The organism is Pseudomonas sp. GLN_2 (assembly GCF_043106005.1).
GTDB lineage: Bacteria > Pseudomonadota > Gammaproteobacteria > Pseudomonadales > Pseudomonadaceae > Aquipseudomonas > Aquipseudomonas alloputida.
The window spans coordinates 98,907-119,632 of the sequence record NZ_JBICMC010000077.1 but is presented as its reverse complement, the minus strand read 5'-3'; the positions used below and the strand labels follow the sequence as shown (position 1 = coordinate 119,632).

Genomic DNA, 20,726 nt, shown 5'->3' with positions numbered 1-20,726 from the left:
TGCTCTGCCCTGCGGCGTATGGTCCGCGACGCAATTTTGCCTTCCTCAACAGGAGACCTGCCTTGGACAGTAGCCCCAGTCGCTTGCGACAGGCCCGCGTGGCGCGCTAGCCCGGCAGTGTTCTGCCCTGTCTGGCCGCTCTGGCAAGACGGTGGTTTTCTGTAACCCCCGCTTCTCCTTCCCTCCGCGTGGTCCTGCGCAATTTTCTGGTTATTTCAACCGCGCCAACTGATGGCGTTCATGCGGGCGTGTGCCTGCGGAAGAGGTTTGCTATGGATTGGAAAGTATTTCTGCTGCGCGTCAGCATTGCCCTGGTGCTGGGGGCGCTGATCGGTGCCGAGCGGCAATTGCGCCAACGCCTGACCGGGCTGCGCACCAATGCGCTGGTCAGTACCGGTGCCTGCCTGTTCGTATTGATGACCCAGGCGGTGCCAGGCATGGCGCCTGCCGATGCGTCGCGCGTCGCAGCCTATGTGGTGTCGGGCATCGGCTTTCTCGGCGGTGGTGTCATCATGCGCGATGGTTTCAATGTACGTGGCCTGAACACCGCGGCCACCTTGTGGTGCACGGCTGCGGTCGGCGTGCTGTGCAGCCTCGGGCTGATGATGGAGGCGGCGCTGGGTAGCCTGGTGGTGCTCTGCGCCAACATCTTGTTGCGTGACATCGCCCAGCGCCTGGACCGTCAGGACGTGGTGCCGGCCAGCGAGGTGGAACAGCACTTCGAAGTCCGTATCGTCTGCCGCGGCGAGGATGAGATCCAGGTGCGTAGCCTGATGTTGCATAGCCTGGGCGACCCACAACTGCGCCTGCAGTCGTTGCAGAGCCAGGACCTGGAAAATCCTGCGCGCCTGGAAGTGCGCGCCGAGCTGTTGGGCACCGCGCAGGCGCCGGCGCAACTGGAGCGCCTGGTCAGCAGGGTCAGCCTGGAGAAAGGTGTAAGCTCGGTGCGCTGGCAATTACAGCCGCAGGTGCTGGCGACGGATTAGAACGACAGGAGTGACTCATGCTTATCCGCCCTACCCTTGACCGGGACATCACGTGGCTGCCGGACGTCGAGCGCTCGGCAGCCCAGGCTTTTGTCAGTTGGCCGGCACTGGCCTGGCTGGCGCGAGGCGAAGTCATGGATTGCGCGGCGCACAGGGCTTTCGTCGAGGCAGATGGTAGTTGGGTGGCGCAGGACCCGGCTGGGCGCATTGTGGGTTTTGCCTGCGCCCGGCGGGCGGATCAGGCATTGCACCTTCATGAGATATCGGTGCGCCAGGAGGCCCAGGGGCAAGGTGTCGGGCGCCGGTTGCTGCAGCAAGTGGTCGATGCAGGCCGCTGCGCCGGTGTACGCGAGCTGACGCTGACCACCTTTGTGGATGTGCCTTGGAATGCGCCGTTCTATGCCCGTTTCGGGTTCGAGATGCTTCAGGAAAGCCGGCTTTGCGAACGACTCCAGAGCATCCTCGCAAGCGAGCATGCTCACGGTCTCAGCGGGCGTTGTGCAATGCGTCTGGGGCTTTAGCGTTTCATCGCGACGCATGGCGCCCCCGCGCGCTCCAGCCAGGTCAGCAACCCTGCCCCGCCGCCACACTACCCGCCACGCAATACCCGTCCCGCCCCTGCTGTTTGGCCTGGTACAACGCCCTGTCCGCCGCCGCGACCAGCGCCTCAGCAGTGACGCCCTCCCGCGCCAGGTCGACCACCGCGATCCCGGCACTGAACGACACCCTTCCCAACGGGCTCGCGGCATGTTCCAGCGCCTGTCGGCGCAACAGCTGCTGTAACTCCTGCACCAGCAGTTCCGCGCCGCGGCCATCGGTATCGGGCAGCAACAGCGTAAATTCCTCCCCACCATAGCGCACCGCCAGATCGGCCGGCCGTTTCAAGGCCTGCTGCAGCACTTCGGCAAAGCGTCGCAAGCACTGGTCACCAGCCGGGTGACCGTAGCGGTCGTTGTAGGCCTTGAAGTAATCCAGGTCTAGCATCACCAGCGCCAGGGGGTAGCCTTGGCGCCGTGCACGGCGCAGCTCAGGTTCGAACACCCCATCCAGCCGCCGACGGTTGCCCAGCCCGGTAAGGCTGTCGGTCAAGGCCAACGCTTTCAGCGTCTGGTGCGCCTGGAGCAGCGCCCGCTCGATGGCGATCCGCTCGCGCAGTTGGCGCAGCACCACTCCGCCAAACGCTGCCAGCCCGACCAACAACAGCAGCAATACCGCCACCGACTTGATCGCATCGTACCGCCAGGGCGCGACAATGGACTCACGCGACAGCCCCGCCTCCACGACCAATGGGTAGCTGGACAACGCGCGGTAGCCATACAGCCGAGGTGTACCATCGACGACCGCTACCGCCTCCGCTACCCCTTCTGTGGCATACGGCAAGTGGTTGCGGAAGATCTCACTGTTGGCAAGACTTCGGCCTATCACCTGTTCCACGAACGGGCGCCGTACCAGGAGGGTGCCGTCGCGCTTGGCCAGCACCAGCGCACCGCGTTCGTCAATCTTGAAGTCGCCGTAGTAACGCACGAACCACGCCACTTTGATGGTGCCGAGCAATACGCCGGCGAAGCGGCCGTCGGCATACTCCAGGCGCCTGGAAATAGGAATGATCAGGTCGCCGGTGGAGCGGCTGCGCACCACCGAACCGATACGTACACCGGGGTCGGTATGGCTGCGGTGATAGACGAAGTAGTCCCGGTCGGCGTTATTGGCGTTGGGCGGGATGGCCGCCTGATCAGTGACGATCCAGCTGCCGTCCGGGCCGTAAACGAAAAGCCCGTGCAACTGCGGCATGATGCTTTTTTGCTGCGCCAGCAAGGCATGCAGGCGCGGCCGGTCGATGTGATCGAAACCGTCGCCTTCCAGGCGCTCGGCCAAGGCCGCGGTAATGACGTCGACCTGGCGGATAGCGTCCTCGGCGTGCTGTGCCGTGGCCCGAGCCAGGTTGCTGACCATGTTCTCGGCGTTGTTATAGGCAAAACGGTAGTCACGCCAGATGCGCCAGCCCTCCACCAGCACGAATGCCAGCATCACCGCCAGCATGAACGCCAGTACCAGACGGAACAGCGCCACCGCGCGGCCCTCGCCACTGATGGCGAAAACCCCGTCGTCATACTGTTTCCGGGCTGCGCACATTGGAATCCCTGGCCATACCGCGTTCGCCGCCTTTCACTATAGTTCAGCGTCGAATATCGGACCCGGCGGCAAAAAAGATTAAACCTTTGCCACGCCTTCACCCTCAACCGTACGCGACACTGAGGTCGCGCCACGGTTAAAAGGAGTGAAGCATGAATAGCCTCTTCATCAAACGCGTTGGTTTTTCCATGGTGCTGGGCCTGGCATCGGTGCACGCAATGGCCGCGACTTCCGATGATTTCGTCGAAGCGGCCACCGAGGCCGGCATTGCCGAAGTGGTGACCGGCAATCTGGCTCAGGAGAAAAGCCAGAACGCCGAGATCAAGGCATTTGCCCAGCAAATGGTCACCGACCACACCCAGGCCAACCAGAAACTCGGCGACATTGCCCGCAAGCTGGACATTTCCGTGCCGGATGAGGCCGCCATGACCGACAAGGTCAAGAAAATGATCCTGGAATGGCGCGATGAGTCCTTCGACAAGTCGTACCTCAACAACCAGGTAGACGCTCACGAAAAAGCGGTGGAACTGTTCAAGAAGGAGGCTGCATCGTCCGACAAGGCTGAACTGAAGGCCTTTGCCAGCGAAACGTTGCCCAAACTCGAACAGCACCTGGAGCATGCCAAGGCACTTCAGTCCAAGCACGGCAAGTGAGGTCGCACATGAGTAACGATGCATTGAAGACCGAAGTACTTACCCGTCTGCTGCATGCGCATCCCGAAGGGCTAGGCAAGGAAGTGCTGGACAACTACCGCGGCGAAAAGGCGGTGGCCGGCATGCTCAAGACGCTGCAAGAAGCCGGTCTGATTCACGACGGTAGCGTGGCGGTGAGCAGTGATTATCAGATCAGCGTGCACTACCCGATCAAGCTGTCGGCGGCGGGCGTAGAGGCCGCCAGGCGCGCAGGAGGCTGACAAGAACCTGGTCTGGCCTGGTCGCCGACAAGCCTGCCCCGAGATATTGCGCATGGCTTGCCGGCGATGAGGCCAATCATCAAGGCCGTGGTTTATTCCTTCTTCTCAATGTCTCGAGGCGGCTTGGCCGGCCCCTGCGGGTCGACTTGAGGGTCTTCGACATCCGGGGAATCGGGGTCGAAACCAAGGTCTGTCTTTTTATCGACCTGCTCGGCCGAGTGAGGCCCCTCTTTGTGCGGTGGTTGACTTCCAGGCATGGCGTTATCTCCGGTGAGTGTCTAGGGAAGAAACCACCCGCCAGGAAAAGTTTGATTAATCTGCAACCGAGGCCAATTGCGCTCGACACTGCGCCAGCGCCTCGTCGCGTGCCTTCAACTGTTCCTCAAGCCACTGCAACTGCCGCGCCTGCTCGGCGCACACGTCGCGCCTGGCTTCAAGGCTCTGGGCTTGCACATCCAGCTGCCGGCGCATCTCTTCGCTGGCGCCTTGTGCCTGGGCCAGGATCGTGCGCAGGCCTTGGATCTGCGCATCGCGTTGTTCCAGCAACTCATCCTGCGCCCGGCATTCACTGGCCGCCTGACGATGCTCTCCCAGCAACCGCTCATTGTCACGGTGCAAGCGGGTAAGTTCGTCCTGCTTGACGATCATGCCCTGCTGCATCTGACGTAATTCCACCTGCATCTGCTGCAACTGCGCTTCGTGGCGGCGCTGTTCCTGCTCACGCTGTTCACGGCTGGCATTGCGGTAGTGCTCCAGGGCGTCGCGGGCATGGCGGTGCTTGTCTTCCAACGATTTGACCTGCTCGTCCTTGTCAGCCAGGCGCACCTGCAACTCACCCAGCGACTGGTTGAGGCTGGCACTGCGCAGCTGTTCGGCTTGCAGCGTGCTTTGCGTGGACAACAGTTTTTCTGTCTCTGCAGCCAGTGCCGCTGCATCGATCTTGTGTTGCTGGTGCGCTGCGGCCAGTGCCTGCTGGGCGATTTCCAGCTGCGCTTCAAGCGTCTCGCGCTGTTGTGTGAAGGTGCTTTCGGCCTGCTCGATCTTCAGGTCGGCCTCGTCCTGCAGCTGGGTTGCCAGTTGCCCAACCAGGCGGCTCAGCACATCGCTCAGCGCGACCCCGCCTTCGGAAGCCACCGGCTGCTGGCCGTTCAGTTCCTTCAGGTAGCGGTGAATCGTGGTTTTGGAGCCGGTATTGCCCAACTCGATACGTATGGCATCGATGCTGGGGTTCTCACCCCGGGCGATCAGTGCCTGACGTGCCTGCTGCACTACCACCTTGTTGATGCCGCCACGGGCCATGCTTGCTCCTACGATTTTGTACTGTGTTATGTAACATGTAATTACGTACCAATTATGGCGATAGAAAACCCCGCCTGCAAACATTTCCTCAGGTGGAATAATCACGGCTTATCGTATGTGAGCGGTAAAATCGCTTGGATTCAGCTGGCGCAGCAGCGCTCATGACTGAATCTGTGAACAATCGCGAACTGAAGGCTCTGATACAGGCGAGCGGACGTGTTGGTGATAATGAGCCGCTACATGGGCACCCGCATGCGCTCAATGAAGTGCAATCCAACGCGTGGTTTACCCAGACTGTTTGATCGGCCCAAGTACCAACAGCACAACATCATCGAGCGCATGTCTGGCTGACTGAAGGGAACCGCCGGGTCGTGACACCCTTCGACAGGCTTACGAAAAGCTATGCCGCAGTTGTCTCGCTGGCGTGTCCATGCGGTGTTTGCGACATCTGCATTCGTACAGAGCCTAGAAATGCACCTTGATCAATGCACTCAACGCGTTCTGATCGGTCGGAAAGCCGTGGCTGTCTTCGATGCCATATTTGTCGGACCAATAGTCCCACTCGATCCCCGCATAGAAACGCGCCGGCGCTTGCCCCATCGCCTTACCGACGTCGTACTTGATCTGGGGGTTGAAGTGGAAACTCTTGGCTACATAGTTCGAGGTACCCTTCGTCCCCACATCATTGACGTACCACTCCAGATAACCGTCGAACAAAATGTCTGAGCGGCCGAGCGGTATCGTCATGGCCCAGGTCGGGTTGATCTGCCACTGTCCAGACGCTTTACCGGTGATCCCATCGGGCTTGCGGTAGTAAGTGTTGAGTGAAAAACGATCAAATCCAGGCAGGTTCAGGTCAACAGCGGGCCCAAGCAGGTACTTTCGATTGCGCCCTTCTCCGCGCTCATAGGTGGCAGCGATCAACACATCCTTGACGATGCCATAGCTAAGACGGTGGCCACTGATTTTGCCCAGCGACAGTCGCGGTGAAAACTCGCCGTAATAGGTATAGCCATCGTTGCCGGACAAGCCGTTGGACCACTTGTTATCGACGAACAAGAACATGTCGCCCCAGGTCCAGCCACTGGCGTGCTCAAAGGTGATGGTTTGCTGGATATCGTTGCCGGTGCCATCGACTTTATAACCGTGCCCGTAGAGGTAGCTGAGGCTGTTGTTGCTCCACATCAGCGGATTCGCCTGGGCACTGCCAGTGGCCAGCGCGCAGAGTGGGACGACGCTGTGAAGCAGCCAGGAAAGAGCGTTCGGTTTCATTTGCATCCCTTGGGTCGTGATTGTTGGTTTTCGCCAGCAAGGGTATGCAGCAGCGGACGACCTCTCCTCTGGCCCCGGCTCATGCCGAGGCGCCACCCTTGCCGGGGGAGCGGCGCAAGGCCGCCAGAGCAATGTCCCATGCCATCTTAGGCACTGACCGCTTCTACTCGAGTTAGCGCAAAGCAGGGCGCGTGCCAACTAATCGGATACACGTAAATTGCTTATTGTGAGCAATCCCAAGCATCAATGAACACCATCGCATCGGAACATTGCGCACTTTATTAGTGCTCAATCGGTACGTTCTGCACCTTCTCAACTCACGCGTCAGTGCCGGCCCCCACGGGTGCGGGTCGCTACACCGCAAAGTCAGCGGCTTCATGAAATTGGCATGCTTCTGGCTTCTTGTATCAGCGAGTAGAAGCGGTCAGTGCCAGGCATGGCATGGGGCATTGCTCTTGCGTCCTTCGGGGCGTACATCCGAGCGGATGTTTGAACGAGGCTATGGCAGCCCCGGGCAAGAGAGCAATGTCAGTTTCCAGTTCACGCCCTTTTGCTTCGCGACGCCATTCTCTTCCCACGTTCTCTCCGCCCGGCTCCTTCGCTGTCGCGCTATCCGGCGCACGGTGGTTTTTTGAATCGGGGTGAAGAACACATGATGAAAACGCGTTTTGCCTTGGCTCGCCCGTTACGCTCGCTGTTGGCAGCAGCGTTGCTCCCCACCACGCTGACGATCGCTCCGCTGGCGATCGCTGGCGACAAAGTCGTGTTGCTGACCTCCTGGTATGCTCAGGCCGAACAGGGCGGCTTCTACCAGGCACTGGCCGATGGGTTGTACGAAAAGGAAGGCCTGGATGTGTCCATCCGCATGGGTGGACCACAGGTCAATGGCATGCAACTGCTGGTCAGCAAGCAAGCTGATTTCATCGTCAACTATGACCTGCAGATTCTAAAAAGTGTCGAGCAAGGCCTGCCAGTGGTCGCAGTGGCTGCGCCCTTCCAGGGAGACCCGCAAGGGTTGATGACCCACGCAGACGTCAGCGGACTTGATGGGCTTGGCGGCAAGCCTGTGCTGGTGTCCACCTCGGGCCAGCAAACCTGGTGGCCTTGGCTGAAGGGTAAGTATCAATTGGCTGACAACCAGGCGCGGCCTTACACCTTCAACCTGCAACCCTTTCTAGCCGACCCGCAAACCACACAACAGGCGTATGCCAGCTCGGAACTGTTCCAGGCGATAAAGGCAGGCGTGACGCCGAACTTTTTCCTCTTCGCAGATGCCGGTTATCCACCCTACGGATCCACCGTGGTCACCCGTCAAGACATCATCGCTCAGCACCCGGAGCGGGTAGCAGGTTTCGTGCGCGCATCCATGGAGGGTTGGAAGCGCTATCTGGATGACCCCAGCGCCGGCAATGCACTGATCAAGCGCGACAACCCCAACATGACCGATGAACTGCTGGCCTGGGGCGTCTCGACCCTCAAGCAGTACCGCCTGGTCACCGGTGGAGAGGCTGCAACCAAAGGGATCGGCACCATGACTGACAGCCGCTGGCAAGCGACCCGCAACTTCATGGTCGAGGCGGGTCTGCTCGGTCCCGACGCACCTTGGCGCAACGCGTACACCACGCGCTTTGTGCAAGACCTGAAGGTACTCCCTGAGGCCGAACAGGTCGGCAGCCGCTGAACACCCTAACAAGCTCAACGCTGTGAGGAATCCTGACTATGTTGGTTACCAAACAACCTGTATTGCGCCGTTTCTGGTATGCCCTGCTCCCTATGACAGCCCTCGAAGACGGCCCCAAGCCATTCACCCTGCTGGGTGAAGCGCTGGTGTTGTGGAAGCGTCCCGATGGTACCCCGGTGGCAATGCGGGACCGCTGCTGCCACCGCACCGCCAAACTGTCCAAAGGCTTCGTCAGTGCTGAGGGCAATATCGCCTGCGGGTATCACGGCTGGGAATACGACTGCACCGGCGCCTGCGTGAAGATCCCGCAGAATCCCACCGGCGCTATTCCTCCGGGTGCCGCGGTGAAGGCTTATCACTGCCAGGAGAAGTACGGCTATGCCTGGGTCAGCCTGGACGACCCGCTACAACCGATCCCTGAGTTCCCGGAAGACGGCGCCCCCGGTTACCGACGCATTTTCCAGTTCTACGAAGAGTGGAAGACCAGCCCGCTGCGGGTCATGGAGAATTCCTTCGACAACTCGCACTTTTCCTTCGTGCACAAGGCCAACTTCGGCTTGTTCGACCAGCCGCAACCGGCCAGTTACGAATTCCGCGAAACCGATTATGGCTTCGAAGCCGAGACCCGCGTGCCGATCCGCAACCCCGAGGCAAGCTTCCGTATCACCGGTACGACCGAGCCGATCACCCAACGGCACCTGCTCAACCGCTATTACCTGCCCTTCTCTCGGCGTTTTGGCTGCATGTATCCGGACAGCGGCATCCATCACATCATCTACAACTGCGCCACGCCCATCGACGACAACCGACTGATGCTCGTGCAGTGGTTGTATCGCAACGACAGCGAAGAGCAATGCTCGACCCAGGAACTGATCGACTGGGACGCAGCGATCACAGCCGAAGACCGCGACATCCTGGAGGCTACCGATCCTGACGCCTGTGTCGACACCCGCCGCAGGGTGGAACTGCACATGCCATCGGACAAGCCTGGGTTGGTTATCCGTCGGCAACTACTGGGTCTGCTTGAAGCCCATGGCGAGAGCGAAGTGTTCCTCAGCCACTGACACTTGCCCAACGCCCCGGTGCGCCGGGGCATTCACCACCGCTCATGACCCACGGGGAGAGCGCTATGTTGATGCAGACCCTATCCAAGGCCGGCGTCCAGCCGCAGGCCCTGCCGAACACCATCGGTGTGGATACCCCTTTGTTCGCCGATCAGGTGGAAAAAACCTACAGCAATGGCACCCATGCCTTGAGCCGCGTGAAACTGGCGATCGAACGCGGCGAGTTCGTCTCGCTCTTGGGCCCGTCGGGGTGTGGCAAAAGCACCCTGCTGAAAATGTTCGCTGGGCTCGAACAGCCCTCCGCCGGCCATGTGCGCTGGTGGGGCAAGGATGCCCCGGGTACGGACCACCACGCAGGCACACCGGGGCGCAGCCTGGCCATGGTGTTCCAGGAAGCCACCCTGATGCCATGGGCCAAGGTGCACGACAACGTGCGCTTGCCCCTGGACTTGGCTGGCGCCCCCAAGGCCCAGAGCCAGTCCAAGGTGCAAGCCGCCCTGGAACTGGTGGGGCTGGGCAAGTTCGGCGACGTTTACCCGCGGGAGCTCTCCGGCGGTATGCAGATGCGCGCCTCCATTGCCAGGGCATTGGCCACCGAGCCCAATCTGCTGCTGATGGACGAACCCTTCGGCGCCCTGGACGAGTTCACCCGCAACAAGCTCGATAGCGACCTGCGCCACCTCTGGCTCCAGCGCGACCTGACGGTGGTATTCGTGACCCACAGCATCTTCGAGGCGGTGTACCTGTCTTCGCGGGTGATCGTGATGGGCGCGCGTCCCGGTCGAGTGATCGCCGATGTAATCATCGACGGCCCACGGGAGCGCGACGAGGCATACCGCACTTCACCGGCGTTCATCGAGCAATGCGCGCACCTGTCCCGACTCCTGGCCCAGGCCAATGGCGACCCTTCCTGAGAGCATCATCATGAGCCGACCCTCTACTCCCTGGCTACGCCACCCTTCTGTACTACGCATCGTTTCACCACTACTGGTTGGCGCCTTGCTGCTCGGCGTCTGGCAACTGGCATGCATCGCCTGGAAAGTCCCGGTGTACCTGGTACCGTCACCGGCTGATATCGGCCGCACCCTGCTCGCCGATGGCCCGATGCTGCTGGGGGCTCTGTGGATGACCCTGAAGATCACCTTCCTGTCATTCGCCCTCGCCGTGGTCATCGGCACGCTGGCGGCGTTCGTGTTCGTGCAGAGCCGCGTCGTGGAGGCCAGTCTGTTTCCCTACGCGATTCTGCTGCAGGTCACGCCGGTGGTGGCCATCGCACCGCTGATCATCATCTGGTGCAGCGACACGACCTTGGCGTTGGTGATCTGCGCCACGCTGGTGGCGATCTTCCCGATCATCGCCAACACCGTCCTGGGCCTGCGCAGCGTCAACCCTGGCCTGCTCAACCTGTTCCGCCTGAACCGCGCCAGCCGCTGGCAAGTGCTGTTGCGCCTGCGCATTCCCAGCGCCTTACCGTGCTTTTTCGCTGGCCTGCGCATCGCCAGCGGCTTGGCATTGATCGGCGCGGTGGTGGCCGAGTTCGTCGCCGGTACGGGCGGCACGGGTGCGGGCCTGGCCTATCAGATCCTGCAGGCGGGATTCCAGCTCAACATCCCCCGCCTATTCGCCGCCCTGGTGTTGATCGCCCTGACCGGCGTGGCGCTGTTCAGCCTGATGGCGTTGCTGGCGCGCTTGAGCCTGCGCCACTGGCACGAAAGCGAACTGGGCTGACTTCCCTGCGAAACGCTGTACTGGCTATGGAGACGAACATGAATCACACCAACAGCTGGCTGATCCGTAACGCCAGCGCCATCCTCACTGGCCTGCGTGGCGGCGCCGCGCGCCATGTGGGGCCGGATATCCGCATCACCCAAGGGCGTATCGCTGCCCTGGGCTCGCTGCAACCGTTACCAGGTGAGCAAGTGCTCGATGCCACCGATTGCGTGGTGTATCCAGGCTGGGTGAACACCCATCATCATCTGTTCCAGTCCTTGCTCAAGGGCATTCCCGCTGGCATCGACCAGAGCCTCGGTGCCTGGTTGGGGGCCGTGCCCTATCGCTACCGCGGGTTGTTCGATGAGCACAGTTTTCGCTTGGCCGCACGGGTCGGGCTGGTGGAGCTGGCCCGTTCCGGCTGCAGCACGGTGGCCGACCATCATTACCTGTACTTGCCGGGCATGGCCTTCGACAGCGCACAGATCCTCTTCGAAGAAGCCGAGCGCCTGGGGCTACGTTTCGTCCTTTGCCGGGGCGGCGCAACCCAGGTACGTCAGGCGGAAGGCCCCGCGACAGCCGGACCTGAGACCCTCAAACAGTACCTGGACGATGTTCAGCGCTTGGTGCAGGTCTACCATGATTCCGCCGATGATGCCTGGCGCCGTGTGGTAATGGCGCCGACCAGCCCGCCCTACTCCATGCCGCCCGAGCACCTGCGCGAGACCGCCCGCACCGCACGCCGCCTGGGCATCCGCCTGCACAGCCATCTGAGCGAAACCGTGGAGTACCAGAACGAAGTCCATGATCGCCACGGCCTCTCGCCCGTGGTGTTCTGCGCGGAGCAGGAATGGCTCGGGCCGGACGTGTGGTTCGCGCACCTGGTCAAGCTGAGCGCCGAAGAAATCCAGCTGCTGGGCGCCACCGGCACCGGCATCGCCCACTGCCCCCAAAGCAATGGCCGGCTTGGCAGTGGTATCGCAGATATCGTTGCCATGGAGGCTGCAGGCATGTCGGTTTCGATCGGCGTGGATGGCGCTGCCTCCAACGAAGCCTGCGACATGATCAGCGAAACCCACGCCGCCTGGCTGATGCAAAGGGCCAAGGCCGGCGAACGCGCCAGGGCCCGCCATGCTGGCGGCGATCTGGAGGGCGGTGCGCATGTCGCCACCGTGGAGGACGTCGTGCGCTGGGGCACGGCAGGTGGCGCCCAGGTGCTGGGCCTGGACGCCATCGGCACGCTGCAGGTCGGCATGGCAGCAGACTTGGCGATCTACCGCCTCGATCAACCCCGCTACTTCGGTCTGCATGATCTGGGTATCGCGCCAGTGGTAGGCGGTGGCCGTCCGACGCTGCGGGCATTGCTGGTGGGCGGCCGCCTGAGCGTGGAAAACGATACGCTTCCTGGCTTGGACCTCGCCGAACTGGGCAGCCAGGCGCGGCAGGCTGTACTTCGCCTGCAACAGGCCGCGGGGGTACGCGCATGAGCTGGACGCCTCTGCAGGTGCGGGCCCTGCGCCTCGAAGCCGACGACGTGCTGGGTGTCGAACTGGCCCCGCCGAGTCCTGCTCCCCTGCCCTTCGACTGGGCACCCGGTGCTCATGTGGACCTGCGCCTGGGCAATGGCGCGGTACGCCAATACTCAGTGGTCAGCCTGCCCGAGGATGGTCATGTATACCTGGGCATCAAGCGCGAAAAAGCCTCCCGGGGCGGCTCGCAATGGCTGCATGAGCACCTGCGGCTGGGTGCCCGGGTGGAGGTGGGCCTGCCGCGCAACCTCTTTAGCCTGCAACCTGGCACAGGACAGGTCGTCTTGGTGGCCGCAGGCATAGGAATCACGCCACTGCTCGCCATGTACCGGCAATGCCAAGCGCAAGGTCGGTCGGTGCGCTTGCTGTTTTTCACCCGCGATGCCAAACAGGTGCCTTTTATCCAGTACCTCGATGCGAATACCGAGGTTCATGCAGGTTTGCGCGCCCCGATGATCACCGGGTACCTGGAGGAACACTTGCCGGCCTGGGACGGCAGCGCAAGCCTCTATTGCTGTGGTCCTGCCGGTTTCATGGCGTGTGTCGAACGCGTCGCGCTGGCAAGCGGCTGGCCAACCACGGCGCTTCACCGCGAACATTTCCAGGCCACAGAGCCCACCTTGCACGTCGAGCGTCACTGCACACTGGTGCTACAGCGCAGTCGTCTTCAGGTCGAGGTGCAACCGGGCGAAAGTTTGGTACAGGCGGCATCGCGGGCGGGCGTGGAGCTACCCGTGTCATGTGGAATGGGTATCTGCGGCGCCTGTGTCAGCCGGGTCATCGAGGGGGCGCCTGATCACCGCGACGAGTACCTCAGCGATGCCCAGCGCAACAGCGGAGAATGGATAACGCCCTGCGTATCGGGCTGCCACAGCGCCCGGTTGGTGCTGGACGTTTGACCATCGCCCGCAGCTGCCCGACGGCCAACGGCTGACGGCAGCTGCGCACGCCCGCGCCTTTCGGCCCATGGCTTTGTCCCTAATCGAAGATCGCTACCGCCCGGACGAAGCCGGCTGAGGCATGCCGGATCTTGTAAGGGAAGCAACTTACCAGAAACCCATCCGCCGGTAGCCGCTCCAGATTGGCCAGCTTCTCCATCTGCCCATAGCCGATATCACGCCCGGCCTTATGGCCCTCCCAAATGATCGAGGCGTCGCCCGTTTCACTGAAACGTTCGCGGGTGAACGTGAATGGCGCATCCCAACTCCAGGCATCGGTACCCACCACCCTCACCCCGCGCTCCAGCAGGTACAAGGTCGCCTCGCGGCCCATCCCCACTCCGGCGTCGAGATAGCCAGGCTGGCCGAACACGCTGCCCGCGCGGGTGTTCACAAGCACGATGTCCAGCGGCTGCAGCGCATGACCAATGCGCGCAAGCTCCGCCTCGACCTGCGCCGCAGTGACCACGTGGCCATCCGGCAAATGACGAAAATCCAGCTTCACCCCCGGCTGCAGGCACCACTCCAGCGGCAGTTCGTCGATGCCGAAGGCCGGCTTGCCACCGTCGGTGGTGGATGCGTAGTGCCAGGGCGCGTCCATGTGCGTACCACTGTGAGTGGTGATCTGCAGGCGCTCCGCCGCCCAGGACTCGTCGCCCGGCAGGTCCTCCTTGCGCAGCCCGGGAAACATCGCGGCCATTTCCGGCCAACCCTGCTGATGATCCATATAATCGATTTTCGGTAGCAAAGGTGGCGGATCAGTGTAAGGGTTGTTGTCCAGGGTGACAGACAGGTCCAGCAAGCGACGTGTGTTCAAGGTCATACGAGGATTCCTTTGCGGATGGCCGCGCGACGGGTGTGGCGCGGCGGCAAGTCGAGGGCATTACGCAGCAGCCCGGCCACTGAACCGTCGTGGCAGAAGCCCAGTTCGCGGGCGAACGAGGTGCGCAACGGTGGGTAGCGGCCAAACAGGCTTTCGAGCTGGGGATCGGGGGCGAAGGCGATGCGCTCACGGTTGGCCTCGCCAACAACAGCCGCCAGCCCGGTCAGCACCTGGGCGATGGTCAAATGCAGCACGGGCAGTTGCCAAACCCGCTGGCTGCCCGGGTCTTCCAGCTCGGCGGCGCGCAGCAGGTTGTCCACGCAACAGCGGGCCGACATCCACCAGGCGCTCGCTTCGGGTGACACCGGGCAGGTGTAGGCCTCCCCGGCCACATAGGCGTGCAACAGGTCGCTCATGAACGCCGAGCGCAGACCATTCGGCTCGCGCGGGCGAGCAACGATACCGGGCAAACGCAAGGCGCGGCCGTCAACCTCGCCACGGCGGGCAAGGTCCTGCAACGCGATCTCCACCATGCGTTTGTGCGCCGCATAGGACAGCTGCGGCGACGCTGGCTGGCCTTCGTCCATGCGCGTCGGCAACTTGCCGCCGTACACCGCGACGCTGCTGGCGTACACCAGCACCGGTGGACAGAGGGGATTACGCAGTTGGTCGAGCAGCTCCAGGCTTGCTTGCAGGTTCACCTGGTAACCCCTTTCGTACTGCGCCTCGGCAGCGCCGCCAGGCACGCTGACGAGATGGAAGACCACGTCGACACCGTCAGCCAGCACCCGACGCAGCAAGGCCGCGTCGGTGACGCTACCGTGATGACGACGCAGGCGCGCGTCTTCGGGCAGGCCGGCCAGTGCCTGATCCAGCACCAGCAGTGCCTCGATTCGCCGCCCGCGCAGCTCGCCCAGGTCCAGCAGGCGCTGCACTAACTGGCGCCCGACGAAGCCATTTGCCCCGGTGACCATCACTCGCATGGCCAGCCTCCCCGCACCACGCGCTGGTCAATGGCCCCGAACAGCACCTCGCCCTCGGGCCCGCGAGCCTCCATGCGCACCCGGTCGCCAAAGCGCATGAAGGCCGTGCGCGGCGCACCGCAGGCGATGGTTTCGATGGCGCGGCGCTCGGCGATGCACGCCGAGCCCACGCTGCGGTCAGCGTTGGACACGGTGCCGGAGCCGAGTAGCGTGCCCGCACGCAAGCGTCGGGTCAGCGCCGCATGGGCAATCAACTGGTGGAAACCGAAGTGCATGGCGCCGCCATGGGGATGGCCGAACCACTCGCCGTTCCAGTGCACGTGCAGCGGCAAGTGCACCCGGCCGTCGCGCCAGGCCTCGCCGAGTTCGTCCGGGGTGACCGCGACGGGCGCAAAACTGCTGGCGGGCTTGGCCTGGAGAAAGCCGAAGCCGGTCTTCATTTCCCGCGGTGCCAGGGCCCGCAGGCTGACATCGTTGAGTTGCAGGATCAGGCGAACATGCCGCAAGGCCTGCTCCGCCGGGCAGCCCATGGGTACGTCGTCGAGCAACACCGCGAACTCGCCCTCGAAGTCGATGCCGTGGGCCTCGCTGGGCAAGGGAATGTCCGCGAGTGGCCCGAGAAAGTCGTCGCTGGCTCCCTGGTAAATCAGTGGTGTGTGCTCGACGCCTTCGATCGGGTCCAGGTTGAAGGCCTTCTGCATCAACGCGCCATGGCTGAGGAAGCACGAGCCATCCAGCCACTGGCTGGCACGCGGCAGGGGCGCAGCCAGTCGAGCGAGGTCGAGCGCGAAGGCACCCGCAACCGCATCGTCATTGAGCTGCTGATACAGCGCCTGCAAGCGGGCTTCGACCTGGGGCCAGTTTTCCAGCGCGACCTGCAAGCTGGTGGCGATGTCGCTGGCATCGACCGCATGCCCGAGGTCACGGGCCACCACCAGCAAGCGACCATCGCGGCTGCCGTCGTCGAACGTGGCGAGCTTCATGGCAGCAGCTCCTTGAGCGTCTCGGCATAACGCCCATCGAGCAGGATGAAGACCATCCGGGCCATCTGTTCGCTGCGGTTGCTCCAGGCGTGGTTGGTACCGCGCTGGACCACGATATCGCCCCGTTTGAGGTGGACTTCGCCATCGTCCAGCACCAGCCAGACCTCGCCCTCGGTAACGATGCCGTAGTCCAGGGTTTCGGTGCGGTGCATCAGCTTGTGCTTCGAATCGGCTTTGCCCGTGCCGGCACTCGCCTCGCCGATCTCGGCGAAGGCAGCGGCTGCGTCTTCGGCACTGACCTGGTTCTGCACGCTGTCGGGCGGTATGTCCACCACGCGAATCACGCTGCCCAGCGGGCCAGGGCTCAATTGCAGCGGCTGCGCTGTCGGATCATTGCCGTTGTCCAGTGTCGCCGGGCTGCCGACACTGTTCCAGACTTCATAGAACAGGGTGCCAGGCACCGCCTTGAGTGGGAAGTTGTTCGGTGTCGGGCCGCAACTGGCGACGACCGCCTGGCCCTCGGCATCGTGGCCGGTGACTACACGTTTGAATGCAGGAAGCGATTGCATGCTGTCTCCTTTCAATTGCCGTCGCCGATGGTCGAGCCACCGTCGACAATAAGATTCTGTCCGCTGATGAACGCTGCGCCTTTAGCCATGGCCGGTAGCCGCATGCTGGTCAGCCACATGGCGCTGCGCAGAGAGCGACTGGCACCGGCTCGCCCGCCAAGGAAAATTTCGTTCATCGTGCACCTGCCACCGTCACCGCACGCCGGTGGCGCATCAAGGACAGGCACACAGGCGCCAGTAGCAGTTGTCCGATGGCGACCAGCAGCAGTGCATGCGGCAGTTGCGTAGCCACACCAGCGGTCAATGCCAGGACGATCAATGGACTGACGAACTCACCCGCGAAAATCGCCGAAGTGAACCCACCCGTGGCACGGCCGCGCTGATCTAAGCCAACCTGCTGCATCACCAGGGTGATCAGCGTCGGCAGCAACAGCCCAACACCCAGGCCGTTGATCAGCACCGCCAGCACCACTGGCGCGTGGCTGCTCGCCAGCGCCATCAGGCCGCCACCGAGCCCCGCCGTGGCAAAGCCCAAGGCCAGCAACCGCCCAGCCGGCAAGCGCGCCAGTAAGCGAAAAGCCAGTGCGCCGGCCAACACGCCGAGCTGGTTGGCGCCCATGGCCAGGCCGACCTGACGGGGCGCATCTATGTGCAGTAACTGCAGCACGTAACCGGCCTGTACCGGGACGATGAACAGGCTGACGCCAGCCAGCACGGTGAGCAGGTATAACGGCGTCAGGGCCGCCCATGGAAAACGCGAATCGACGGTGGCTTCGCTGGCGGTCTGGCAGGCACGCGGCTCCCACAACAGCAGGGCCATCAAGGGCAGGCACAGCGCACCCACCGCATAGAGGGTGAACGGTGTCCGCCAGTCGCTTTCCCCCAGCGCACCGCCCACGCCCATGAACAATGCCGCCGCCAATGAGGTGACCACCATCTGCAAAGCGAACAACCGCGCCCGGCGCTGGCCGTCGAAGTAGTCACCCATCAGCGTGGTGCAACAGGTCATGATGCCGGCTTCGGCCAAGCCGATGCCGGCGCGGCTGGCGACAATCAGCACCAGCGAGTCCAGCCACAACGGCAACAAACCGCACAGGCTGTAGAGCAACATGCTCGCCAGCAGCAGTGCTCGCCGCCCCACTCGGTCTGCCAACACCCCGGCCAGCGGCGCCAACAAGGCGATGACCAGTGCCGGCAACGTCAGGGCCACCGGCACCAGCACGGCCACGCCCGGCGTCTCGGCAAAATGCGCGTGCATGCGGGGTAGCACCGGTGCGATGAGCACCGCCCCCAGGACGGGCAGGCAACTGCCGAACAGCAGCAAGGCAGCCTGGGCGCTTCCGGCGGTGCGTTCAGCGGCCATGGCTCACCTCCTCCAGCGGGCGAAAACTGGCGCCCTGCTCCAGCATCCCGCTACTGCGCTCGCGCCTTGTGTGCTCATGCGCCGGCAATGCCAGCTGCTCGGTACAGGCCTTGCGGTGCGGCAACAGGAAGTAGGCCAACGCCGGCAGCAGGATCAATGCACCGACCATGTTCCAGACGAACATGAATGCCAGCAGCACGCCCATGTCGGCCTGGAACTTGATCGGCGAGAAGATCCAGGTACCAACGCCGATGGCCAGGGTGATACCGGTGAGCATGACCACCTTGCCGGTGAACAGCAGCGCGCGGTAATACGCCTGGGACAGGCTCGCGCCTTGGCGCAGCTGGGCCAGCACGATGCTCATCACATACAGCGCGTAGTCCACGCCGATGCCGACCCCAAGGGCGATCACCGGCAGGGTCGCCACCTTCACGCCAATGCCCAGCGCCACCATCAGCGCTTCGCAGAGGATCGAGGTGAGTATCAGCGGCAGCACCGCGCAGAGCACCGCGCGCCAGGAGCGGAAGGTCAACAGGCAGAGCACGATCACCGCGCCGTAGACCCACCAGAGCATGTCGCGGTTGGCCTGCTTGACCACCTGGTTGGTGGCAGCCTCGATGCCTGCACTGCCAGCAGCCATGAGGAAGCTGGCCTGCTCGCTGTCGTTGGCCTGGGCAAACGCCTGGACGCTGTCGACCACCCGTGCCAGGGTGTCGGCCTTGTGATCGGTCAGGTAGGCATAGAGCGTCAGCAGGCTGCAGTCGTCGTTGTACAGCCCGCGCGGGGCACCGGCGGTGACCATGTTCAGGGTCGCCTGGTTGTTGACCAGGTCATACCACTTCGGGCTGCCTTCGGAGAGGCCGACCAGCACCCGGCGGTTGAGCAACGCCAACGAGTTTGTCGAGTCCACGCCCTGCAGGCCACGCAGTTGCCAGTCGAGGTCATCCACGTGTTTCAAGGTGCCGTAGGCCGAACAGCCACCGGGGGCGGTGCGCACCATCACCGCGAAGACATCGCTGCTGGCGCCGTAGTGCCGGGTGACGAAGGCATTGTCGCGGTTGTAGCGCGAATCGGCGCGCAGCTCGGGAGCGCCGGCGTCGAGGTCGCCGACCTTCAGGTGCAGGCTCACGGCGTAGCCCCCGGCAGCCATCAGCGCAGCGACGGCGATGCACGCCGCCGCCCAGCGCCGGCGGGTGAACAGGTCGAGGAAGCGCCACACCGCATGCTTGCCCGCCCCGCTGGCCTCGGCTTCTTCGGCGCGCAGGCTGCGCCGCGCCGCACGGGCACTGACGCCCACGTAGGAGAGCAGCACCGGCAGCAGAATCAGGTTGGTGAAGATCAGCACCGCCACGCCCAGGCTGGCGATGACGGCCAGGTCCTGGATCACCTGTATCTGAATGATCATGAGCACGGCAAAACCGACCGCATCGCATAGCAGCGCGGTGAGCCCGGCCAGAAATAACCGGCGGAAGGTGAACCGCGCTGCCACAAGCCGATGCATACCGCGGCCGATGTCCTGCATGATGCCGTTCATCTTCTGGGCGCCATGGCTCATGCCAATGGCGAACACCAGGAACGGTACCAGCACCGAATACGGGTCGAGCGCGTAACCCAGCAGTGGCAGCAGGCCGAGCTGCCAGATCACTGCCACCAGCGAACACACCACCACCAGCGCGGTGCTGCGCACACAGCGGGTGTACCAGTACAGCACAGCGGCGGTGATGGCAATGGCGGCGGCAAAGAACAGCAGGATCTGCCGCAGGCCGTCCATGAGGTCGCCGACGACCTTGGCGAAACCGGTGATGTGGATCTCCACCCCCTGCGCCTGGAAGCGCTCGCGCAGGGTTTCCAGCTCATGGGCGAAGGCCGTGTAGTCGAGGGCCTGGCCGTCCGGGGTCTTCTCCAGCAGCGGCACGTAGACAATGCTCGAACGCTGGTCGAAAGCCACCAGTTGACCAATCTCGTTGGAGCGTTCCACGTTGCGCTTGAGCGCTTCCAGGCTAGCGGCAGCGCCATCGTAGCTGTCGGGCACCACCGGGCCTCCTTCCAAGCCCTCCTCGGTGACTCCGGTCCAGCGGGTGGACGGCGTCCACAGCGACTTCATCGCCGCACGGTCGACGCCAGGCAGCAGGTATACCGCATCGTTGAGCTGCTGCAGGCTGTGCAGGTAGTCCTTGTCGTAGATGCTGCCGCGCGGATTGGCCACGGCGATGCGCACCGCGTTGCCCAGGCCGGCGAGTTCCTGGCGGTGCTCCAGGTAGTTGTGGATGAACGGATGATCGCGCGGGATCATCTTCTCGAAGCTGGCATTGAGGGTCAGGCGCGAGGCCTGCCAGCCGAGCAGCAAGGTCGCCGCCAGGCACAGCAGCAACACCAGCACACGGTGGTTGAATAGCGCACGTTCCAGCAGCGAGCCGGACGCGCTGTCGAAGTCGTCGAGCGGGCCGCTGGAAGGCGCAGATGAATTCATGACGTGCATG

Annotated in this window: 21 protein-coding genes; 10 read left to right on the top strand and 11 right to left on the bottom strand. The window is 63.2% G+C overall.

Annotation, left to right across the window (positions count from 1 at the left end):
• The first annotated feature begins 272 nt into the window (after positions 1 to 272).
• The gene (locus tag ACF8Q6_RS17465) at positions 273 to 986 is read left to right on the top strand and encodes an MgtC/SapB family protein (protein WP_392491833.1); all 714 of its coding nucleotides are present in this window, start codon (positions 273 to 275) and stop codon (positions 984 to 986) included.
• Between the two features lie 17 nt (positions 987 to 1,003).
• On the top strand, positions 1,004 to 1,507 hold the full coding sequence (locus tag ACF8Q6_RS17460) for a GNAT family N-acetyltransferase (RefSeq protein ID WP_392491832.1): 504 nt from the start codon (positions 1,004 to 1,006) through the stop codon (positions 1,505 to 1,507).
• A 43-nt stretch (positions 1,508 to 1,550) separates the two neighbouring features.
• Here the strand turns inward: ACF8Q6_RS17460 and ACF8Q6_RS17455 are convergent, their stop codons facing one another.
• Entirely contained in the window at positions 1,551 to 3,119 is a 1,569-nt protein-coding gene (locus ACF8Q6_RS17455; protein ID WP_392491830.1) for a diguanylate cyclase, read from the bottom strand.
• Positions 3,120 to 3,271: 152 nt separating this feature from the next.
• Here ACF8Q6_RS17455 and ACF8Q6_RS17450 point away from each other — a divergent pair, with 152 nt between their 5' ends.
• Both ACF8Q6_RS17450 and ACF8Q6_RS17445 read left to right on the top strand, forming a co-directional pair.
• Complete coding sequence (locus ACF8Q6_RS17450) at positions 3,272 to 3,772, top strand: DUF4142 domain-containing protein (protein ID WP_392491829.1); 501 nt, start codon at positions 3,272 to 3,274, stop codon at positions 3,770 to 3,772.
• A gap of 8 nt (positions 3,773 to 3,780) precedes the next feature.
• On the top strand, positions 3,781 to 4,032 hold the full coding sequence (locus ACF8Q6_RS17445) for a hypothetical protein (RefSeq protein ID WP_392491828.1): 252 nt from the start codon (positions 3,781 to 3,783) through the stop codon (positions 4,030 to 4,032).
• A 92-nt stretch (positions 4,033 to 4,124) separates the two neighbouring features.
• Here the strand turns inward: ACF8Q6_RS17445 and ACF8Q6_RS17440 are convergent, their stop codons facing one another.
• The 3 genes from ACF8Q6_RS17440 to ACF8Q6_RS17430 all read right to left on the bottom strand — a co-directional run bounded on the left by ACF8Q6_RS17440 (position 4,125) and on the right by ACF8Q6_RS17430 (position 6,603).
• The gene (locus ACF8Q6_RS17440) at positions 4,125 to 4,289 is read right to left on the bottom strand and encodes a DUF6021 family protein (protein ID WP_392491827.1); all 165 of its coding nucleotides are present in this window, start codon (positions 4,287 to 4,289) and stop codon (positions 4,125 to 4,127) included.
• 55 nt (positions 4,290 to 4,344) lie between these two features.
• Positions 4,345 to 5,331: a DNA-binding protein gene (locus tag ACF8Q6_RS17435; RefSeq protein ID WP_161773739.1), complete on the bottom strand. Its 987-nt coding sequence runs from the start codon at positions 5,329 to 5,331 to the stop codon at positions 4,345 to 4,347.
• A gap of 465 nt (positions 5,332 to 5,796) precedes the next feature.
• Complete coding sequence (locus ACF8Q6_RS17430) at positions 5,797 to 6,603, bottom strand: membrane protein (RefSeq protein WP_019751605.1); 807 nt, start codon at positions 6,601 to 6,603, stop codon at positions 5,797 to 5,799.
• Between the two features lie 655 nt (positions 6,604 to 7,258).
• Here ACF8Q6_RS17430 and ACF8Q6_RS17425 point away from each other — a divergent pair.
• The 6 genes from ACF8Q6_RS17425 to ACF8Q6_RS17400 all read left to right on the top strand — a co-directional run bounded on the left by ACF8Q6_RS17425 (position 7,259) and on the right by ACF8Q6_RS17400 (position 13,486).
• A complete protein-coding gene (locus tag ACF8Q6_RS17425; protein WP_392491826.1) occupies positions 7,259 to 8,284 on the top strand; it encodes an ABC transporter substrate-binding protein in 1,026 nt (341 codons plus the stop codon).
• Between the two features lie 38 nt (positions 8,285 to 8,322).
• Entirely contained in the window at positions 8,323 to 9,348 is a 1,026-nt protein-coding gene (locus tag ACF8Q6_RS17420) for a Rieske 2Fe-2S domain-containing protein (RefSeq protein WP_392491825.1), read from the top strand.
• A gap of 65 nt (positions 9,349 to 9,413) precedes the next feature.
• A complete protein-coding gene (locus ACF8Q6_RS17415; protein WP_392491824.1) occupies positions 9,414 to 10,262 on the top strand; it encodes an ABC transporter ATP-binding protein in 849 nt (282 codons plus the stop codon).
• A gap of 85 nt (positions 10,263 to 10,347) precedes the next feature.
• Positions 10,348 to 11,076, top strand: a complete 729-nt coding sequence (locus tag ACF8Q6_RS17410; protein ID WP_392491923.1) for an ABC transporter permease — start codon at positions 10,348 to 10,350, stop codon at positions 11,074 to 11,076.
• Between the two features lie 38 nt (positions 11,077 to 11,114).
• Positions 11,115 to 12,545 (top strand): amidohydrolase family protein, encoded by a 1,431-nt coding sequence (locus ACF8Q6_RS17405; RefSeq protein ID WP_392491823.1) that lies wholly within the window; start codon positions 11,115 to 11,117, stop codon positions 12,543 to 12,545.
• Positions 12,542 to 13,486, top strand: coding sequence for a PDR/VanB family oxidoreductase (locus tag ACF8Q6_RS17400; protein WP_392491822.1), 945 nt, complete (start codon positions 12,542 to 12,544; stop codon positions 13,484 to 13,486). The genes ACF8Q6_RS17405 and ACF8Q6_RS17400 overlap by 4 nt, the downstream gene beginning before the upstream one ends.
• A gap of 79 nt (positions 13,487 to 13,565) precedes the next feature.
• Here the strand turns inward: ACF8Q6_RS17400 and ACF8Q6_RS17395 are convergent, their stop codons facing one another.
• The 7 genes from ACF8Q6_RS17395 to ACF8Q6_RS17365 are packed head-to-tail and all read right to left on the bottom strand — an operon-like array spanning position 13,566 to position 20,725.
• On the bottom strand, positions 13,566 to 14,348 hold the full coding sequence (locus ACF8Q6_RS17395; protein ID WP_392491821.1) for a cyclase family protein: 783 nt from the start codon (positions 14,346 to 14,348) through the stop codon (positions 13,566 to 13,568).
• Positions 14,345 to 15,331, bottom strand: coding sequence for an NAD-dependent epimerase/dehydratase family protein (locus ACF8Q6_RS17390; RefSeq protein ID WP_392491820.1), 987 nt, complete (start codon positions 15,329 to 15,331; stop codon positions 14,345 to 14,347). The genes ACF8Q6_RS17395 and ACF8Q6_RS17390 overlap by 4 nt, the downstream gene beginning before the upstream one ends.
• The gene (locus ACF8Q6_RS17385) at positions 15,322 to 16,314 is read right to left on the bottom strand and encodes a fumarylacetoacetate hydrolase family protein (protein ID WP_392491818.1); all 993 of its coding nucleotides are present in this window, start codon (positions 16,312 to 16,314) and stop codon (positions 15,322 to 15,324) included. Before ACF8Q6_RS17385 ends, ACF8Q6_RS17390 begins: the two co-directional genes overlap by 10 nt.
• Positions 16,311 to 16,883, bottom strand: coding sequence for a cupin domain-containing protein (locus ACF8Q6_RS17380; protein WP_014862035.1), 573 nt, complete (start codon positions 16,881 to 16,883; stop codon positions 16,311 to 16,313). Before ACF8Q6_RS17380 ends, ACF8Q6_RS17385 begins: the two co-directional genes overlap by 4 nt.
• Positions 16,884 to 16,894: 11 nt before the next feature.
• Positions 16,895 to 17,059, bottom strand: a complete 165-nt coding sequence (locus ACF8Q6_RS17375) for a hypothetical protein (RefSeq protein WP_392491816.1) — start codon at positions 17,057 to 17,059, stop codon at positions 16,895 to 16,897.
• Positions 17,056 to 18,246, bottom strand: a complete 1,191-nt coding sequence (locus ACF8Q6_RS17370; protein WP_392491815.1) for an MFS transporter — start codon at positions 18,244 to 18,246, stop codon at positions 17,056 to 17,058. The genes ACF8Q6_RS17375 and ACF8Q6_RS17370 overlap by 4 nt, the downstream gene beginning before the upstream one ends.
• A complete protein-coding gene (locus ACF8Q6_RS17365; RefSeq protein WP_392491814.1) occupies positions 18,236 to 20,725 on the bottom strand; it encodes an RND family transporter in 2,490 nt (829 codons plus the stop codon). Before ACF8Q6_RS17365 ends, ACF8Q6_RS17370 begins: the two co-directional genes overlap by 11 nt.
• Position 20,726: the final 1 nt, after the last annotated feature.

What these genes read in the sequence shown, in the direction of transcription:
- ACF8Q6_RS17465 (WP_392491833.1), top strand. Translation starts at nt 273, where the DNA reads ATGGATTGGAAAGTATTTCTGCTGCGCGTCAGCATTGCCCTGGTGCTG.
- ACF8Q6_RS17460 (WP_392491832.1), top strand. Translation starts at nt 1,004, where the DNA reads ATGCTTATCCGCCCTACCCTTGACCGGGACATCACGTGGCTGCCGGAC.
- ACF8Q6_RS17455 (WP_392491830.1), bottom strand. Translation starts at nt 3,119, where the DNA reads ATGTGCGCAGCCCGGAAACAGTATGACGACGGGGTTTTCGCCATCAGT.
- ACF8Q6_RS17450 (WP_392491829.1), top strand. Translation starts at nt 3,272, where the DNA reads ATGAATAGCCTCTTCATCAAACGCGTTGGTTTTTCCATGGTGCTGGGC.
- ACF8Q6_RS17445 (WP_392491828.1), top strand. Translation starts at nt 3,781, where the DNA reads ATGAGTAACGATGCATTGAAGACCGAAGTACTTACCCGTCTGCTGCAT.
- ACF8Q6_RS17440 (WP_392491827.1), bottom strand. Translation starts at nt 4,289, where the DNA reads ATGCCTGGAAGTCAACCACCGCACAAAGAGGGGCCTCACTCGGCCGAG.
- ACF8Q6_RS17435 (WP_161773739.1), bottom strand. Translation starts at nt 5,331, where the DNA reads ATGGCCCGTGGCGGCATCAACAAGGTGGTAGTGCAGCAGGCACGTCAG.
- ACF8Q6_RS17430 (WP_019751605.1), bottom strand. Translation starts at nt 6,603, where the DNA reads ATGAAACCGAACGCTCTTTCCTGGCTGCTTCACAGCGTCGTCCCACTC.
- ACF8Q6_RS17425 (WP_392491826.1), top strand. Translation starts at nt 7,259, where the DNA reads ATGAAAACGCGTTTTGCCTTGGCTCGCCCGTTACGCTCGCTGTTGGCA.
- ACF8Q6_RS17420 (WP_392491825.1), top strand. Translation starts at nt 8,323, where the DNA reads ATGTTGGTTACCAAACAACCTGTATTGCGCCGTTTCTGGTATGCCCTG.
- ACF8Q6_RS17415 (WP_392491824.1), top strand. Translation starts at nt 9,414, where the DNA reads ATGTTGATGCAGACCCTATCCAAGGCCGGCGTCCAGCCGCAGGCCCTG.
- ACF8Q6_RS17405 (WP_392491823.1), top strand. Translation starts at nt 11,115, where the DNA reads ATGAATCACACCAACAGCTGGCTGATCCGTAACGCCAGCGCCATCCTC.
- ACF8Q6_RS17400 (WP_392491822.1), top strand. Translation starts at nt 12,542, where the DNA reads ATGAGCTGGACGCCTCTGCAGGTGCGGGCCCTGCGCCTCGAAGCCGAC.
- ACF8Q6_RS17395 (WP_392491821.1), bottom strand. Translation starts at nt 14,348, where the DNA reads ATGACCTTGAACACACGTCGCTTGCTGGACCTGTCTGTCACCCTGGAC.
- ACF8Q6_RS17390 (WP_392491820.1), bottom strand. Translation starts at nt 15,331, where the DNA reads ATGCGAGTGATGGTCACCGGGGCAAATGGCTTCGTCGGGCGCCAGTTA.
- ACF8Q6_RS17385 (WP_392491818.1), bottom strand. Translation starts at nt 16,314, where the DNA reads ATGAAGCTCGCCACGTTCGACGACGGCAGCCGCGATGGTCGCTTGCTG.
- ACF8Q6_RS17380 (WP_014862035.1), bottom strand. Translation starts at nt 16,883, where the DNA reads ATGCAATCGCTTCCTGCATTCAAACGTGTAGTCACCGGCCACGATGCC.
- ACF8Q6_RS17375 (WP_392491816.1), bottom strand. Translation starts at nt 17,059, where the DNA reads ATGAACGAAATTTTCCTTGGCGGGCGAGCCGGTGCCAGTCGCTCTCTG.
- ACF8Q6_RS17370 (WP_392491815.1), bottom strand. Translation starts at nt 18,246, where the DNA reads ATGGCCGCTGAACGCACCGCCGGAAGCGCCCAGGCTGCCTTGCTGCTG.
- ACF8Q6_RS17365 (WP_392491814.1), bottom strand. Translation starts at nt 20,725, where the DNA reads ATGCACGTCATGAATTCATCTGCGCCTTCCAGCGGCCCGCTCGACGAC.